Origin of the sequence: Bacillus sp. AFS015802, from assembly GCF_002561455.1 — a bacterium.
Lineage (GTDB): Bacteria > Bacillota > Bacilli > Bacillales > Bacillaceae_B > Rossellomorea.
Map to the genome: position 1 here is coordinate 73,048 of NZ_NTUP01000012.1, position 14,028 is coordinate 87,075.

Annotated in this window: 19 protein-coding genes; 16 read left to right on the forward strand and 3 right to left on the reverse strand. The window is 42.3% G+C overall.

Annotated elements, in window-relative coordinates:
* Positions 1–352 precede the first annotated feature (352 nt).
* From CN378_RS08180 to gvpU, 16 genes are all read left to right on the forward strand, one after another.
* On the forward strand, positions 353–1,534 hold the full coding sequence (locus CN378_RS08180; RefSeq protein ID WP_098351405.1) for a ParM/StbA family protein: 1,182 nt from the start codon (positions 353–355) through the stop codon (positions 1,532–1,534).
* Between the two features lie 9 nt (positions 1,535–1,543).
* On the forward strand, positions 1,544–2,137 hold the full coding sequence (locus CN378_RS08185) for an uL1 family ribosomal protein (protein ID WP_098351406.1): 594 nt from the start codon (positions 1,544–1,546) through the stop codon (positions 2,135–2,137).
* A 374-nt stretch (positions 2,138–2,511) separates the two neighbouring features.
* Positions 2,512–2,772: a gas vesicle structural protein GvpA gene (gvpA, locus tag CN378_RS08190; RefSeq protein ID WP_060674023.1), complete on the forward strand. Its 261-nt coding sequence runs from the start codon at positions 2,512–2,514 to the stop codon at positions 2,770–2,772.
* Between the two features lie 49 nt (positions 2,773–2,821).
* Positions 2,822–3,313, forward strand: a complete 492-nt coding sequence (gene gvpT, locus CN378_RS08195) for a GvpT/GvpP family gas vesicle accessory protein (RefSeq protein WP_098351407.1) — start codon at positions 2,822–2,824, stop codon at positions 3,311–3,313.
* Between the two features lie 24 nt (positions 3,314–3,337).
* Positions 3,338–3,811 carry a gas vesicle protein GvpQ gene (gene gvpQ / locus CN378_RS08200; RefSeq protein WP_098351408.1) on the forward strand — a complete coding sequence of 158 codons (474 nt, stop codon included), beginning with the start codon at positions 3,338–3,340 and terminating at the stop codon, positions 3,809–3,811.
* A gap of 21 nt (positions 3,812–3,832) precedes the next feature.
* Positions 3,833–4,093 carry a gas vesicle protein GvpJ gene (gene gvpJ / locus CN378_RS08205; protein ID WP_034764908.1) on the forward strand — a complete coding sequence of 87 codons (261 nt, stop codon included), beginning with the start codon at positions 3,833–3,835 and terminating at the stop codon, positions 4,091–4,093.
* A gap of 80 nt (positions 4,094–4,173) precedes the next feature.
* Positions 4,174–4,440 carry a gas vesicle protein GvpO gene (gene gvpO, locus CN378_RS08210; RefSeq protein WP_034764910.1) on the forward strand — a complete coding sequence of 89 codons (267 nt, stop codon included), beginning with the start codon at positions 4,174–4,176 and terminating at the stop codon, positions 4,438–4,440.
* Positions 4,441–4,469: 29 nt separating this feature from the next.
* Positions 4,470–5,393, forward strand: a complete 924-nt coding sequence (gvpN, locus tag CN378_RS08215; protein WP_061810574.1) for a gas vesicle protein GvpN — start codon at positions 4,470–4,472, stop codon at positions 5,391–5,393.
* A gap of 14 nt (positions 5,394–5,407) precedes the next feature.
* Positions 5,408–6,172, forward strand: coding sequence for a GvpL/GvpF family gas vesicle protein (locus tag CN378_RS08220; protein WP_098351409.1), 765 nt, complete (start codon positions 5,408–5,410; stop codon positions 6,170–6,172).
* Complete coding sequence (locus CN378_RS08225) at positions 6,172–6,432, forward strand: gas vesicle protein GvpG (protein WP_034764916.1); 261 nt, start codon at positions 6,172–6,174, stop codon at positions 6,430–6,432. The genes CN378_RS08220 and CN378_RS08225 overlap by 1 nt, the downstream gene beginning before the upstream one ends.
* 4 nt (positions 6,433–6,436) lie before the next feature.
* On the forward strand, positions 6,437–7,243 hold the full coding sequence (locus CN378_RS08230; RefSeq protein WP_098351410.1) for a GvpL/GvpF family gas vesicle protein: 807 nt from the start codon (positions 6,437–6,439) through the stop codon (positions 7,241–7,243).
* Positions 7,244–7,266: 23 nt separating this feature from the next.
* Positions 7,267–7,542, forward strand: coding sequence for a gas vesicle protein (locus CN378_RS08235; protein ID WP_098351411.1), 276 nt, complete (start codon positions 7,267–7,269; stop codon positions 7,540–7,542).
* Positions 7,508–7,792 (forward strand): gas vesicle protein K, encoded by a 285-nt coding sequence (locus CN378_RS08240; RefSeq protein ID WP_034764925.1) that lies wholly within the window; start codon positions 7,508–7,510, stop codon positions 7,790–7,792. The genes CN378_RS08235 and CN378_RS08240 overlap by 35 nt, the downstream gene beginning before the upstream one ends.
* 22 nt (positions 7,793–7,814) lie before the next feature.
* Positions 7,815–8,147 carry a gas vesicle protein gene (locus CN378_RS08245; protein WP_034764928.1) on the forward strand — a complete coding sequence of 111 codons (333 nt, stop codon included), beginning with the start codon at positions 7,815–7,817 and terminating at the stop codon, positions 8,145–8,147.
* Between the two features lie 15 nt (positions 8,148–8,162).
* Positions 8,163–9,002 carry a GvpT/GvpP family gas vesicle accessory protein gene (gene gvpT / locus CN378_RS22580; protein WP_179884849.1) on the forward strand — a complete coding sequence of 280 codons (840 nt, stop codon included), beginning with the start codon at positions 8,163–8,165 and terminating at the stop codon, positions 9,000–9,002.
* A 19-nt stretch (positions 9,003–9,021) separates the two neighbouring features.
* Positions 9,022–9,423: a gas vesicle accessory protein GvpU gene (gene gvpU / locus CN378_RS08255; RefSeq protein ID WP_098351412.1), complete on the forward strand. Its 402-nt coding sequence runs from the start codon at positions 9,022–9,024 to the stop codon at positions 9,421–9,423.
* Between the two features lie 142 nt (positions 9,424–9,565).
* Here gvpU and CN378_RS08260 read toward each other — a convergent pair whose 3' ends face one another.
* The 3 genes from CN378_RS08260 to CN378_RS08270 form a co-directional block, all read right to left on the reverse strand.
* Positions 9,566–11,338 (reverse strand): metallophosphoesterase family protein, encoded by a 1,773-nt coding sequence (locus CN378_RS08260; protein ID WP_098351413.1) that lies wholly within the window; start codon positions 11,336–11,338, stop codon positions 9,566–9,568.
* Positions 11,339–11,501: 163 nt separating this feature from the next.
* Positions 11,502–12,857, reverse strand: a complete 1,356-nt coding sequence (locus CN378_RS08265) for a GntP family permease (protein ID WP_098351414.1) — start codon at positions 12,855–12,857, stop codon at positions 11,502–11,504.
* 15 nt (positions 12,858–12,872) lie between these two features.
* The gene (locus CN378_RS08270; protein WP_098351415.1) at positions 12,873–14,009 is read right to left on the reverse strand and encodes a glycerate kinase; all 1,137 of its coding nucleotides are present in this window, start codon (positions 14,007–14,009) and stop codon (positions 12,873–12,875) included.
* Positions 14,010–14,028: the final 19 nt, after the last annotated feature.

Here is a 14,028-nt window from a genome sequence, read left to right on the forward strand (position 1 = left end):
TTTAGAAAATATCTGGTAGTTCTCTAGTTTTATAGAGTAGTAGAATGAGCACCATTCGAAGTAAGAATATGTAAAAAATATAAAGTTTACAAAAAAGTATACTTGTATACAAATTAGTGTACAATTGTAGACAAAAATGTATACAAGTATACAAATCAGTACACTCGTTGATTTAAAGGCATGTGTACAAAATATGTGTACAACGATACAAAAAAGTATACAATCTCTCATCCTGACTCTTTAAATTTCGATAGAAAAGTAGGATTGACCGGAGACAAGAAATTGTTTAATCTGAAAGTAAGAGTTGAAATTTTTTGACAAATTCTTACTCATGATTGAAAGGATGATTTTAATGACGAATTCTCGAATTGCAGCCATTGATGTTGGTAATGATTCTTTAAAAGGTATTTTTGGAAAAATGGACGCTGAGGTGAATATTCCGAACGTCATCGCTAGGGATATTGAAGATCGTCCAATCATCGGAATCGAGGAGCTGGATACACAAGACCCACTAGACGGCATACATATCCGTGTCCACTCCCCTGCTTTGAAAGACAATAATGCGATTTATCGTGTCGGTAATCTGGCAACGAAGAGTAATAACTCAACTGAACTTGATCCGGGCAGCAGTAAATCAGAAGAAGATCAAACACTCATTATGCTGTTTGCTTCCATTGCTCTGGATGCAGCGCGAAATGGCTCAGACTTCAAAAAGAATAATAATGTAATAGAAGCAAACTATACACTCGGAACAGGTCTTCCCCTTCGAGAAGTAAAAGAAGGAAAAGATGTTGGGTACCGTTCAAGGTTATTAGGTTCTGTTCACCAGGTCGAGTTCCTTGTCACTCCACGCTATCAAGGGATCAAAGTAAATGTTAAATTTGATGAAGTGAAGGTGTATCCTGAAGGATTTGCTGCTTTTATCAACCTGGTAATGGATAATAACGCCAATATTATCAATAAAGATTTAATTGATAAGCGCATCCTGATTCAGGATATCGGTGGATTATCTACGGATATCGCAGTGATCAAAGATCGAAAAGTTGACGATGATAAGGCGCAGGGATTTAACCTGGGAGTTTCTGAATCTCTTGAACTAATCCGTGAAGAAATCCGCTCGAGACACGGTATTGAGCTAGACAGCCGACGAGACGTTGTAGAAATCATCACGAAGAAAAATGACCGCAATCATATCATGGTTAAAGGAAGCCGTACAAGCGTCCATGACATCGTGGACCGCATCATGCTTGAACTGGCTAAAAAGCAGTACCGTCACCTGCGTAACATGTGGCAAAAGAATTCCCAGACGGAAATCTGCTACTTCATAGGTGGTGGATCAAGCGTCCTGAAGGAGTATATCAAGACGCTTAACAACAATCTTGATGGGTACAATATCGACTTTTTTGAAGATGAGAAAGAAAGCATCTGGATGATGGCCAATGCTTACTACAAGCTGATTGCCGACTTCTCAAGAAAGAATGAGAAACAACAACAAGCCCAGAAAGACGAACAAAAATTAGCGAAAACCAAATAGGGTGATGGTATGAAAGAAAAAGGGATGTCGAGGGGACAGCCGATTACGTTTCGGCTTCCTTCTGATACACCTGACCATGTATTAAAGCATCTACAAAAACTGAAGGAAACGGAAAAACGAAATTTCTCCAGTAAGATTGCAGAGCTTGTATTGAACGGTGTAAATGATACAATTTCCAAGCAGCGGGAAGCGATTACGATCCCCCTTCCGAAGGGCTTGGACAAGTCCCAGCGTGATTGGTTAAAGCATGAACACTCAGAAGCGCTCTTAGGGAGCATCGTCTACCAGCTGCTCTCTAACCCGGTGCGTACGGCCTCCCTGCTTGCTTCCATAAGCAGTAACTCATTGGATATCAATGAAGCCCTCTATCTTCAGGAAGAATCGGCAGCAAGTCACGATACCTCACGGGAATGGTCCCTCGATCAAGTAATAGATGATTCACCTGAAGAAGTAGTGGATGAGCGCTCGTACTCTACAGATGAAGAATTGGAAAACTTTGACTGGGAAAGTGCCATGAAACCACAGGAATCCGCCAACGAAGAGCCCAAAGAAGAATCGATGGACGATCTATTGGGAGATTTCCTGGCTCAAATGAATAAATAAAAAAGAACCTGAANNTTCAGGTTCTTTTTTATTTACAAAAGGGATGAACTGCCAGTTGGACGGTCACTCCTCCCTCTCGTTTGACTGCACAGTTCCCGTCTCATTACAACCACCTATTATAGATGGAAAATGTAATCAATTTGTCTTATTTGAATTATTATTTCTACTTAAAACCCGACAAGGTATATACCTCTAAGGGAGAAATGTTACAGATCCTTCAAAATAGCTTAAAACATGTATAAAAAATGGCAGTTTATTTCAAATGATTCCCATGGCCTAGTTTAGGGGAGGTGGAAATCGAGGTAAACACCGATTAAACAGAATAAAGCATGGCACGTCAGTCGTTGGCTACACCACTAAAGAGGAGAGATTCGATGAGTATTCAAAAAAGTAATGATAGCTCAAGTCTCGCGGAAGTAATTGATAGAATCCTGGATAAAGGAATCGTCATTGATGCGTTTGCAAGGGTTTCCTTAGTAGGAATCGAGATTCTTACAATAGAAGCACGGGTCGTAATCGCAAGTGTGGATACATGGTTACGATATGCAGAAGCAGTTGGACTATTAAGAGATGAGGTCCAGGAAGAAGGTCTCGCCAAGCAGGAGAATGAAAGAGGGACCGCATTCAGCATATAAACAAGTAAATAAAATATAGTTTTACTATTTAATAGAAAAGAGGATGAATATGTCAGAAGTGAAAAGCAGTCAACAAGTAGAAGAAACGAAAAATACGGAAGAAAATGAAGAGCAATCAGCTGAAAACAGACAATCCATGAATTATGCGATTATCGGCGGAGTAGTCGGAGCTGGTATCGGATTACTTTCGAATCCAGGTACAGGTAAGAAAATGGTGGACAGTTTAGGGAAGTCAGAAGTGATGAGAGCCGCAAGTAAAGAACTGCGAAGATCAGCACAGGAATTTTTGACAGAGCAAGCCATTATTACGCTCAGACAGTCGGCTACAGGATATATGAGCAAGTTGGAAGGTGGCTTGCTGTCACCAAAAAAGAAAAAAGAAGAGGCATCGGAAAACTCAGATGTTAAAGTTGAAAACAGCGAAAGTTCTTCCAATCAATCAGAAGAATTAGAAGAAATCAAAGAAGAGAACAAGAATTTGAATGAGCGTTTAGAACGCATCGAGGAAATGCTTAACAGCCTGGTTGAGTCTAAGAAATAAGCGCATCCCTGAAGGGGGCATTACATGAGTAAGCCTGTAAAAAAAGCAGTCGGCAAGATGGCTAAAAAAGCATACGACCATGCTCCGGAGCCCGTGAAAGAGAAAGTGAAAGATACGCTGAAAGAAAAAGCGAAAGAAACATTTGTGAACAGTGTGGAAGACGGCCTTCAATCAAAAGCTAACGAAGCATCAGAGAAGTTAGAGAACGCAAAAGAGAAAAATGCCGATAATGTTCATACCAAAGCAGAAGAAGCAAAAGAAAAAGTCCAGGATGTCCTGCTTTCGGTACGGGAAAAGTTAGGGAACGCAAAAGAAGCAGGAGAAGAGTTCCAAAAGAAAATTTCTTCATCGAATGACAAACAAACAAAAGTTAAAGGCGTGGGAAATATCAAGGGAGCAAGTGACATCAAGAGCTCCTTTAATATAAAGAGTTCCACTGAAATCAAAAGTTCTGAAAACATTAAATCTTCAAAAGACATCAAGACAATTTGTTCATAAACACCGGAAGGAGAATAACAATTGGCTATTCAAAAGAGTAATAACAGTTCAAGTTTAGCAGAAGTCATCGACCGAATTCTAGATAAAGGGATCGTCATTGACGCATTTGCAAGGGTGTCTGTAGTTGGAATTGAAATTTTGACAGTTGAAGCAAGGGTCGTCATCGCAAGCGTCGATACATGGTTGCGCTATGCAGAGGCAGTAGGTCTCTTACGGGATGATGTCGAAGAAAACGGACTTGCTACACAGCAGAACGAAAGAAGCTCCCAGTTCAGCATCTAAAGGGAGTGCCAGCAAAAGAATATATGTATGAAGGGGGCCATTATTGGCACCCTCCCCTTCATCTACAGTAGGAGGCAGCTATGGTAATCAAAGAAATCATGAATAGTGTGACGGATTTCTTCAATGAACATGTAGCTCCGGTCCATAAGATTACGTCAGTGGAACTGACAGAAGACGAAGGCTGGAAACTGCAAGTTGAAGTGATTGAAGAAAAGGAATATATGAAGAAATATGCGAAAGACGAAATGCTTGGAACATATGATGTTCTCCTTAATAAAGAAAAGGAAGTCACGTCTTTTAAACGACGGGATATCCGTTACAGAAGTGCCATTGGACAGGAAATGTAGTGTCCTGAGCGAGTAGGAGGGAATTGTACGTGACGGTCTTAACAAAACGGATCAAAAAGGATAGCAGGGCATTAATACAAGATGATGAAACGAAAGAATTGCTTTCGCGCTCATTGCAATACCTTAAAGCTGGATATCCTGTGCATTTCACGGGTCCTTCCGGGGCCGGGAAAACATCTCTTGCACTCGCTTTGGCGAAAAAGAGAAAAAGACCGGTGATGCTCATGCACGGTAATCACGAATTGAATAATAAAGACTTAATCGGTGATTTTACGGGTTATACCAGTAAAAAGGTCGTTGATCAATATGTACGATCCGTTTATAAAAAGGACGAAAGCGTCACAGAGACATGGAGAGACGGACGTTTGCTGGAAGCCGTCAAGAATGGTTATACCCTTGTATACGATGAATTTACACGATCACAGCCGACGACGAATAATATCTTCCTATCCATTTTGGAAGAAGGAATCATTCCTTTGTACGGTTCGAAGCTGACAGAGCCTTTTATTAGAGTACATCCGGAATTTGCCATCATATTTACTAGTAATCCTGCAGAGTATGCAGGGGTTTATCAAACACAGGATGCTCTATTGGATCGGTTGATCACCATTAACGTAGATTACAAGGGAGCGGAACAAGAGGCAAAGATTGTATCAGAAAAAGCTAACCTGGTTATGAGTGAAGCAAGAGCGATCACGACACTCATATCAACATTACGCGATCAATGTACAAATGAAATGAACGGACCGAGCTTGCGTGCTTCCTTAATGATTGCAAGACTCGCCATTGAATCGGACATTCCCATAGACGGTAAGGATGCAGATTTTCAACGTCTATGTATTGATATAGCAGCACATAGTATAAGTCGATGTATCGACGAAGAAAACCCACAAGAAAAAGCAGAACAATTGATTATAGATGCATGTAAACGAATGAAGGTATCTGAGGAATAAAGGAGAGTTTTATAATGAGTCAGGAAGAAATGGGGATTTATATTTTTTGTGCCATACAAACCAGTGATGATGATCAATTTGGTTCGATTGAAATAGAAGGCAAAGAACGTGAGACGTTCACGATCAGATATAAGGACGCAGCGATGGTAGCAGCAGAAGTGCCTATGAAAATTTATCATCCTAAGAAGCAGAATTTACTGATGCATCAGGGAGCTGTATCCCGTGTCATGGAACAAAAGGATACCGTCATCCCGATCAGCTTCGGAAATGTTTTTAAAACAAGGGACGATGTAGAAGCCCTGCTTGAAAATCTTTATCCCCAGTTCGAAACTCTTTTCCCGGCCATTAAAGGGAAAATCGAGCTGGGCTTAAAGGTTATCGGTAAAAAGGAATGGCTTGAAGCCATGGTGAAGGATAACCCGCAGGTGGAAAAAATGGCCACAGCCGTTAAAGGGAAATCTGAATCCGCAGCGTATTATGACCGGATTCAGCTTGGCGGAATGGCTCAGAAGTTGTTTGCCTCCCTGCAAAGTGAGATTAAGGAAGAAGTGTTTGCACCTCTTGAGGAAGAGGCAGTATCGGCAAAAGCTAACGATCCATCAAGTGAGAAAATGCTTCTTAACGCTTCTTTCTTAATTGACCGGGATCAGGAAGAGTCATTCGATCAAAAGGTAAATGAAGCACACGAGAAATGGAAGGATAAGGTCGAATTTAATTACAGCGGTCCTTGGCCGGCTTACAACTTTGTCAACATACGCTTGAAGGTTGAGGAAGGCTGATGATTCATAAATTGGTGAGTGCACCAATTAATATGGTCATAAAAGTCGCTGAAAAGATCAAAGAAGAAGCAGACAAAGAATTGTACGACCTTCCTACCATTCAGCAAAAATTGATTCAGCTTCAAATGATGTATGAATTAGGAGAAATTCCTGAGGAAGCATTCCAGGAAAAAGAAGATGAACTCTTAACAAGGTATGAAATCGCGAAACAGATGGAAATGGAACAATGGGAAGAACTAACGAAAAAGAAACAAGGGTGATCAAATGAGCGATTTACTTTATTTATACGGCTTAATACCGACAAAAGAAGCAAATAAAGAAAACCTGCCCTCCATGAAAGGATTCGATGGAGAAAGTGAGCTGTACACGATAGAAATCGGTGGCGTGACAGCCATTGTTAGTGATTTACCATCAAATGAATACTCTGAAGAGACCATTAAGGACAAAGTTGATAACGACATGGACTGGCTTCAGGAAAAGGCGTTTCATCATCACGAAACGGTATTGATGGTTTCAAAGTTGTATACCATCGTCCCCTTGAAGTTCTGTACATTATATAAAAACGAAGATAGCCTCAAGTCCACAATAGAAGGTAATCGAAATAAGCTGGAGACGACTTTTGAACAGCTGGATGGAAACGAAGAGTGGAACGTCAAGATCTACTGTGACGATAAGCTGCTGAAAGAACAGGTTAGTGAGAACAATCCATCCATCGAAGCCAAAAGGAAAGAAATCAGCGAATTACCAAAGGGCAGGCAGTTCTTTGAAAAGAAAAAAATCGATCAGCTGATTGATCGGGAACTTGAAAACGAAAAGAACCGGCTTTGTGAAGAGGTTCATGAAAAGCTGAAAGAACATTCTCTGCATGGGAATGTCAAAAAGAATTGGAGTAAAGATGTAACAGGCCGACAGGAACATATGGCGTGGAATAGTGTATTTCTCCTTCCAGGATCCAAAGTAGATGAATTTGTCGATGAAATAAAGCAATACGAAGAAGAACTGGGACACGCAGGTTGGAAAATTGAAGCATCCGGCCCTTGGCCACCTTATCATTTTTCTAGTTTTTCTTAATCACAAAATAAGGAATGAGAAATATGACAGTCAGAGAATCGATCGAGAACAAAGATATAGCCCTAATTGATATTTTAGATGTCATTCTCGATAAAGGTGTGGCAATCAAGGGAGATTTGATTATATCCATTGCCGGGGTCGACCTCGTGTATCTGGATTTACGAGTGCTGATTTCCTCAGTGGAAACATTGGTTCAGCATAAACAGGGAACGCGCAAAACAATAACGTCCGATCAATTCGATCAAGAAAGGGAGGGATTGATTCATGCAACAGGCCAGCGGGACAAATGGGCGAATTAATTTCGACCCGGAAAAAGCAGAACAAGGACTGGCACAGCTTGTATTGACCGTTGTAGAACTATTAAGGCAAATCGTCGAAAGGCATGCCATGCGGCGTGTCGAAGGCGGTACATTAACGGATGAACAAGTGGAGAATCTCGGCATTGCCCTAATGAACTTAGAAGAAAAAATGGAAGAGTTGAAAGAGGTATTTGGTCTTGATGCAGAAGACTTGAATATAGATCTTGGTCCTTTAGGGAGTTTAATGTAATGCCGATTAGGGAGGTTACATGATGGGAATGGAGCATCCGGTACAATCCAACACAATCGTGGATGTATTAGAAAAGATTTTAGATAAAGGAGTTGTCGTAGCAGGAGATATTACGGTGGGAATCGCCGATGTCGAGCTGCTTACGATAAAGATCCGCTTAATCGTTGCTTCTGTAGATAAAGCAAAAGAAATAGGTATGGACTGGTGGGAAAATGATCCCTATTTAAGTTCCAAAGCCGCAGATAACAACACGAGAGCACTGGAAGAGGAAAATAAGAAATTACAGGAAAGACTGGAATCACTTGAAAAGAAACTGGATACAAACCGTCTTAATACGGCGGAAACAACAAACTAATTGGAGGTTTTACCGATGGCAGAAAAAAATAATACGCAAAACACAACAATTGAGAATCAAGGACAGGAAAAAAATTCAACAGAAAAGAATTCAACAAATGAGAACAAAACAAGAAGAAGTGGCCCAATCAAGAGAACTGTAGCTGGGAGTCTATTGGGAGCAACGGTAGGATATCTGGCAACACCCGAAAACGGAAAGAAACTTCTGGACCGTATTGATCAGGAGAAAATCAAGAGCAAAAGCCTGGACTTCGGGAAAGCGGCAAAAGAAAAATCCAGAAAAGCCGCTGTCACGTTAAAATCGTCAACAGCCAACCTGTTTAAGCGTGACAAAGATGAAGAAGCTTCTGAAGACTCGGAAACGGCCGTAAATTCAACAGAAACGAACAGCCAAGAGGAAGAGTCGAACCAAGACTATGAAGCTCTTAAACAGGAAAATGAAGAGCTTCAGAACCGCCTGGAGCAATTAGAAGAGAAAATGAATCAAATTGCCGCAGCACGTGAAGATGAAAGCGATGAAGAGGAAGACGACGATGAAGAAGACAAAGAAGAAACTTCTTCAAGTAAGAAATCTTCTAAAAAGTCTAAGGAAGATGCGTCTGATGAAGACGAAGAGGATGAAGAAGACGAAGATACTGATGAAGATGAAAACGCAGACGACGAAGAAGATAGCGATGATGAGGAAGAAGCTTCAGACAAGAAGAAATCAAACGGCAAATCTGGTTCAAAGGGAAAGAAGCGTTCTACTCGCAAGTCTTCAGCTAAAAGTAAAAAATCTGCAAAAAAAGATGATGATAAAGCCGAAGATCAAGACGAAGATACAACACTTTCTACCGAAGATGATACTGTAGCTTAACGATAAAGGAGATGTGAAAATGAGTGTAGAATCAGGTACAGGGAAGGATAGCATTTTAGAATTTTTTGTACAGGCATCAAACAAGCATGATTTTTCATTAGACATCACCTTAAACGTCAAGGGAGCTGTCGTAACAGGTACCCTCGTCTCCGCAAAGGAATACTTCGATTCATTGAGTGAAACCTTTGAGGATGGCAGTGATGTAGCTCAGAAGCTGAGCGAGGAGCTTGCCAAAGCCGGGGAATCTGTAGAAGGAAACCAAAGTGCTGAAGCCCACTTTATTCACCTGAAGAACGCGAAGGTGTATTGTGGCGACAGCAAACCTACCCCTTCAAAAGGGAAAATCATGTGGCGTGGGAAAATAAGCGAGGTCGATGGGTTTTTCTTGGGAAAAATTGCAGAATCGAAGAGTAGTAAATAAGCAAAAAATAAGCGACTGAAATCTTTCAGTCGCTTTTAAACGTTTAGGAGATCAGGGAAAGGCATTATTTCCCGGGCAGGAATCAGCTTCATAAAGAAAAGATCCCCTTTTCATGATAGGTGGAAAGGGGATCTTTGCATTCTTAGTTCTTTTGCACATTCATGATTTCAATACTGTTGGCCGGAATGGTAATGTGCACTTCTATATATTGCTTGCCATCTGAAGAGTAATTTTGTGCGATGCTTCCTTTGGAAACGGTATAATCTCCCTCTTTCATATATAGGGGGATCGTCACATCTAAAGGCTTGTTTAAACGATTGGTTATCTCTACTTGCTGAGAAGCGGCACTCCCATCGTTCGCAGTCTGATAATCAGCGTCAAAGGACATGGTGCCTCCTTCCGTATCTCCGTTTTGGTATACAGGGATGGAATGACCGGGTTCTTCGTAATTGTAGGATGCGATCTGCCCATTTTGAACCGAAAAGTTCCTGAATCCTACCCAGGGCTTACCGGATAGCTCAATGGCCGTTGTGGTTGCGTATAAAATGCCATCTTTCTTTGTGACATCGTCAATATGAGTATGTCCGTGAAGACTGACCGTCACATCATTCGCTTTCATGATATCAATCAATTCCTGGGCATTTTCCCCGTGCCATTGCTGGTCATATTTAATCCCGAGTTTTTCCCCGAGAATCAATGTGCTCAAACGTTGTGGATCATGTTGTTCATCATATTCCTTCCAGTATTCTTGTACCTCAGGATCGTCTTGTGGCCAGATTTCCCTATCACGCCATAAAGGATTGTGATGGGAGAAGAGGCCTCGTATTTGACCGGGTTTTGCGGTTTGAGCATTCTTTTGTAAATCTTGTTTGACCCAATTAAGCTGCTTTTCACGGATCTGACCGCCCCAGGTAGGGACAGAAACCGTACCGGTGCCGCTTCGGTCGATCTTGTGCCAATCAAATGAATTGTACCCGATGAAGTGGGCATATGGACCATAGTCAAAGGAGAAATATTGGGGCCCGAAGTATTTTTCCCAATACTTCGCTCCATCCGTAAGGGTTGCATCCTGGGCGTAATAATCATGGTTGCCTGGGACGATATAGACCGGTACATTCAGCTTTTGAAGCATTTTGTAGGTTTCTTCGTATTCATAAATATATTCGAGGGGATTCAGTTGACCGAACATTAGATCTCCTGTCACGACCACAAAATCCGGATTCTTTAAATTGACTTCTTTAATGGCTTTCTGCAAATATAACCATCTTTTCTCAGGATTCGGATTCCACATTCCGGTTTCCCTTGCCCGGCCGGTAGTGAAAGAAGACGGATCATCTGGATTACCAAGATTTCGGGGAGACCCTATGTGAGTATCGGTTAAATGTAAGAAGGTAAAGTCCTTCTTATATTCGTCTACTACTTTCACAGAATGAGGTTGTTCATCCGTGACCCTTTGTCCATTACCGGTATAGGAAACTTCTAAATCATATAATTTCTGCGGGGTCCCTTCAGGAATGAGGACGGTGACCTCGACAATAGAAGAGCTGTCTTTCCAATGAGATTGTCCCTGCTGTACAGATTGGACAGGTAATTCGTACTCACTCGTCAGGGAAGAGTGATTCGTTTGCTTTAATTTCACGTTCCAAGATCCGGCTTCTTTCCCTTGAGTATCAATCTTTAAGGTAAGTTGTTCACCTTTCTTCTTAATAGCCGGTGTTGCAAAGAGAGGGTAAATGATCTGATTTACCTTTTCATCAAGTGAGATATTTGGGAATTCATCTAAGTAATGAGTACTGTTCCCGATCCCTCCATCCCGATCGCCAGAAGCACTAAAAGGGTTGTCCAGTGCCTGGGCTGAAAGTGGGAGAAGAGAAAATATCAACATGAATACAAATCCTTTTTTAAGCCAATTCATTATGCCTGCCTCCTTTTTCTGTCTCAAGAGTATCAGCTGTATGTAAAGGCAATGTGGATTCTTGATTACAAGATGTTAATGCTAATATTTACCTGTGAAAGATGAGGTGATTGAAATTAAAAAAGGTGTCCCAATATGGAATTGGACACCTTCTTCTCGTTTGTTAAACGAGTATAATCCATAATAATAAAGTGAATACCAGAGCCGTTAAACCTTGAACCAGCGTGGCGGCGGTTTGAGCTTTGTAAGCATCTGTGACTTTCATGCCGCTGAATTGGGTCACGACCCAGAAGTAGCTGTCATTGACATGACTGACCGTCATGGCTCCTGCCCCAATGGCCATGACCACTAAAGCAAGCGGGACGGCTCCATCGATCCCCATTTGTGGTAGCAATGGGGCGATCAGGGAAGAAGTGATAACAAGAGCAGCGGTAGATGATCCCTGGGCCGATTTTAATAAGGCTGCAACTATAAATGGAATGAGTAGCACGAGTGCACCGGAAAGTAATCCCCCATCGGCGATTCCCTGAATCAATTTTGCAACGGGAGTCGCCTTGATGACAGAACCGAATGCTCCTCCTGCCCCTGTGATTAATAGGATATTGGTGGCATCTTTCATTCCCTGAGTCACCCAGCCATTCAACGTTTCTTCATTCCATTTCGGCATGAGGGCAAATGCAGCCAGGACACCGATCAGTAAAGCAACAACAGGAGAACCGATGAATAAGAAAACATCCGCTGCTCCGCCTTCCCATTGAAAGAAGCTAACGACTGAACCTGCACCAATCAAGAGGATTGGAAGTACAATCGGAGCAAAGGATTTGAACGTTGAAGGAAGTTCCCCAAAGGATTTGACAATCTCATCATAATCCAGATCCAGTTCTTCCTCGCCCTCGATTTCAATTTTACTTGCGACCTTAATGGCCCAGATATATCCTGCCAGAATCGTAGGAATGGCTACAATCATCCCGATTAAAATTATGGTTCCCAAGTAGTCGCTCGCCCCGATGTTTCCAGCTGCGGCGATGGGGCCCGGAGTGGGCGGCACCAGTGTATGGGTTGCGTATAAGCCCGTTGCCAGAGCAACAGACATGGAAGCTAAAGCTACTTTCGCCCGCTTCGCCAACGCTTTTTTCAAGCTTGAGAGAATGACGTATCCGGAGTCACAGAAGACAGGGATACTGACGATGGCACCAATTAGGGACATAGCAAGTTGCGGTCTCTTTTCCCCCACTAAACGCAGAACCACTTCTGCCATCCTGAGAGCGGCACCTGATTTTTCTAAAATCGTCCCGATGATGGTTCCTGCTACGATGACGATACCAATATACCCCATTAACCCTCCGAAGCCGCCATTGACTGCTTCTACAACTGTATTCAGTGGCAGGCCTGCAAATATACCAACCAAGAACGCTGCAAACAATAACGATAGAAAAGGCTGGATCTTCAATTTTGCGGTGGTGAAAATGATAAATCCTACCCCTAATACAATGACCGTAAATAACCAAATTCCTGACATGATATTTTTCCCCCTTTATTTTTCTCCCTTTGTTATGTGTAAAATTCGTGCGACATTTCTTGTTTCATGGTAAAGCAGTTCTTCAGCACGACTGATGCTCTCATGCAAAGCCATTGGACCGATGGCAATGGAATGACAGCTGGAGAAGTCGCCGTATAAATGTTGATACCCATCTCCTAAACTTCCTGAGATAAGAGATACCGGAGTATGATGCTGTTTTGCGATGGCTGCGATATAAGAGGGGAGTTTACCAAACAATGTTTGATAATCGCTCTGACCTTCACCGGTGAGAATCCAATCAGCCCAACGAATGGCAGTTGGAAGGTTCGTTGCTTCAGCAACCAGCTTTGCTCCGGATTCTATTGTTCCGTTCAAATGCAGAAAGGCAAACCCCAGTCCTCCTGCTGCTCCGGCCCCTGGTGTATCCCGGAAATTAATTCCTTTTTCTTCTTGAAGCAATTTGCTAAAGTGAAATAGCTGTTGATCAAGCGTCTCCACCTGCTCTTTGGTAGCTCCTTTTTGGGGACCAAATACAGAAGAGGCACCTGTTTCCCCGCATAAAGGATTTTCAACGTCTGAAGCGATGTGGAAGGTACAGTCTTTTACAAGGGGATGAAGGGTACTCCAGTCCACCTCGGCGATGGATCCGAGGTCCTTTCCGAAAGCCCCGACAGCGTTCCCTTCTTCATCCTGAAAGATAACGCCGAGTGCTTGAAGCATCCCGAATCCACCATCATTCGTCGAACTCCCGCCCAGGGCAATGATGAAGTTTCGAAACCCGTCATCCATTGCCGTCGTGATGACTTCTCCAACGCCAAAGGAAGTTGTATGGAATGGATTGCGCTTTTCTCCAGGCACCATAGGTAACCCGGCGATGGATGCTATTTCAATGACGGCGGTTTTCTTATCTCCTAAAACACCATATTCAGTAGAAATTTTTTCTCCTAATGGACCAGTGGCCGTCGTTTTTACTTTCATCCCCCCAGTTGCGTAAATGAGAGTCTCCAGAGTTCCTTCACCTCCATCAGCCATGGGGATAACATTGGTATGAAAACTTGATGATTCATCCCGAAAGGCTTTTTCCATAATGGATCCGACCTTGAGTGAGCTTAAACTTCCTTTAAATGAATCGGGGGCAATTAGAATATTCATAGCGGCTCCTTTTTCAGAA

Bases quoted from the DNA above. Each gene is read 5' to 3' on its own strand.
- CN378_RS08180 (WP_098351405.1), top strand. From the start codon at position 353: ATGACGAATTCTCGAATTGCAGCCATTGATGTTGGTAATGATTCTTTA.
- CN378_RS08185 (WP_098351406.1), top strand. From the start codon at position 1,544: ATGAAAGAAAAAGGGATGTCGAGGGGACAGCCGATTACGTTTCGGCTT.
- gvpA (WP_060674023.1), top strand. From the start codon at position 2,512: ATGAGTATTCAAAAAAGTAATGATAGCTCAAGTCTCGCGGAAGTAATT.
- gvpT (WP_098351407.1), top strand. From the start codon at position 2,822: ATGTCAGAAGTGAAAAGCAGTCAACAAGTAGAAGAAACGAAAAATACG.
- gvpQ (WP_098351408.1), top strand. From the start codon at position 3,338: ATGAGTAAGCCTGTAAAAAAAGCAGTCGGCAAGATGGCTAAAAAAGCA.
- gvpO (WP_034764910.1), top strand. From the start codon at position 4,174: ATGGTAATCAAAGAAATCATGAATAGTGTGACGGATTTCTTCAATGAA.
- CN378_RS08220 (WP_098351409.1), top strand. From the start codon at position 5,408: ATGAGTCAGGAAGAAATGGGGATTTATATTTTTTGTGCCATACAAACC.
- CN378_RS08225 (WP_034764916.1), top strand. From the start codon at position 6,172: ATGATTCATAAATTGGTGAGTGCACCAATTAATATGGTCATAAAAGTC.
- CN378_RS08230 (WP_098351410.1), top strand. From the start codon at position 6,437: ATGAGCGATTTACTTTATTTATACGGCTTAATACCGACAAAAGAAGCA.
- CN378_RS08235 (WP_098351411.1), top strand. From the start codon at position 7,267: ATGACAGTCAGAGAATCGATCGAGAACAAAGATATAGCCCTAATTGAT.
- CN378_RS08240 (WP_034764925.1), top strand. From the start codon at position 7,508: ATGCAACAGGCCAGCGGGACAAATGGGCGAATTAATTTCGACCCGGAA.
- CN378_RS08245 (WP_034764928.1), top strand. From the start codon at position 7,815: ATGGGAATGGAGCATCCGGTACAATCCAACACAATCGTGGATGTATTA.
- gvpT (WP_179884849.1), top strand. From the start codon at position 8,163: ATGGCAGAAAAAAATAATACGCAAAACACAACAATTGAGAATCAAGGA.
- gvpU (WP_098351412.1), top strand. From the start codon at position 9,022: ATGAGTGTAGAATCAGGTACAGGGAAGGATAGCATTTTAGAATTTTTT.
- CN378_RS08260 (WP_098351413.1), bottom strand. From the start codon at position 11,338: ATGAATTGGCTTAAAAAAGGATTTGTATTCATGTTGATATTTTCTCTT.
- CN378_RS08265 (WP_098351414.1), bottom strand. From the start codon at position 12,857: ATGTCAGGAATTTGGTTATTTACGGTCATTGTATTAGGGGTAGGATTT.
- CN378_RS08270 (WP_098351415.1), bottom strand. From the start codon at position 14,009: ATGAATATTCTAATTGCCCCCGATTCATTTAAAGGAAGTTTAAGCTCA.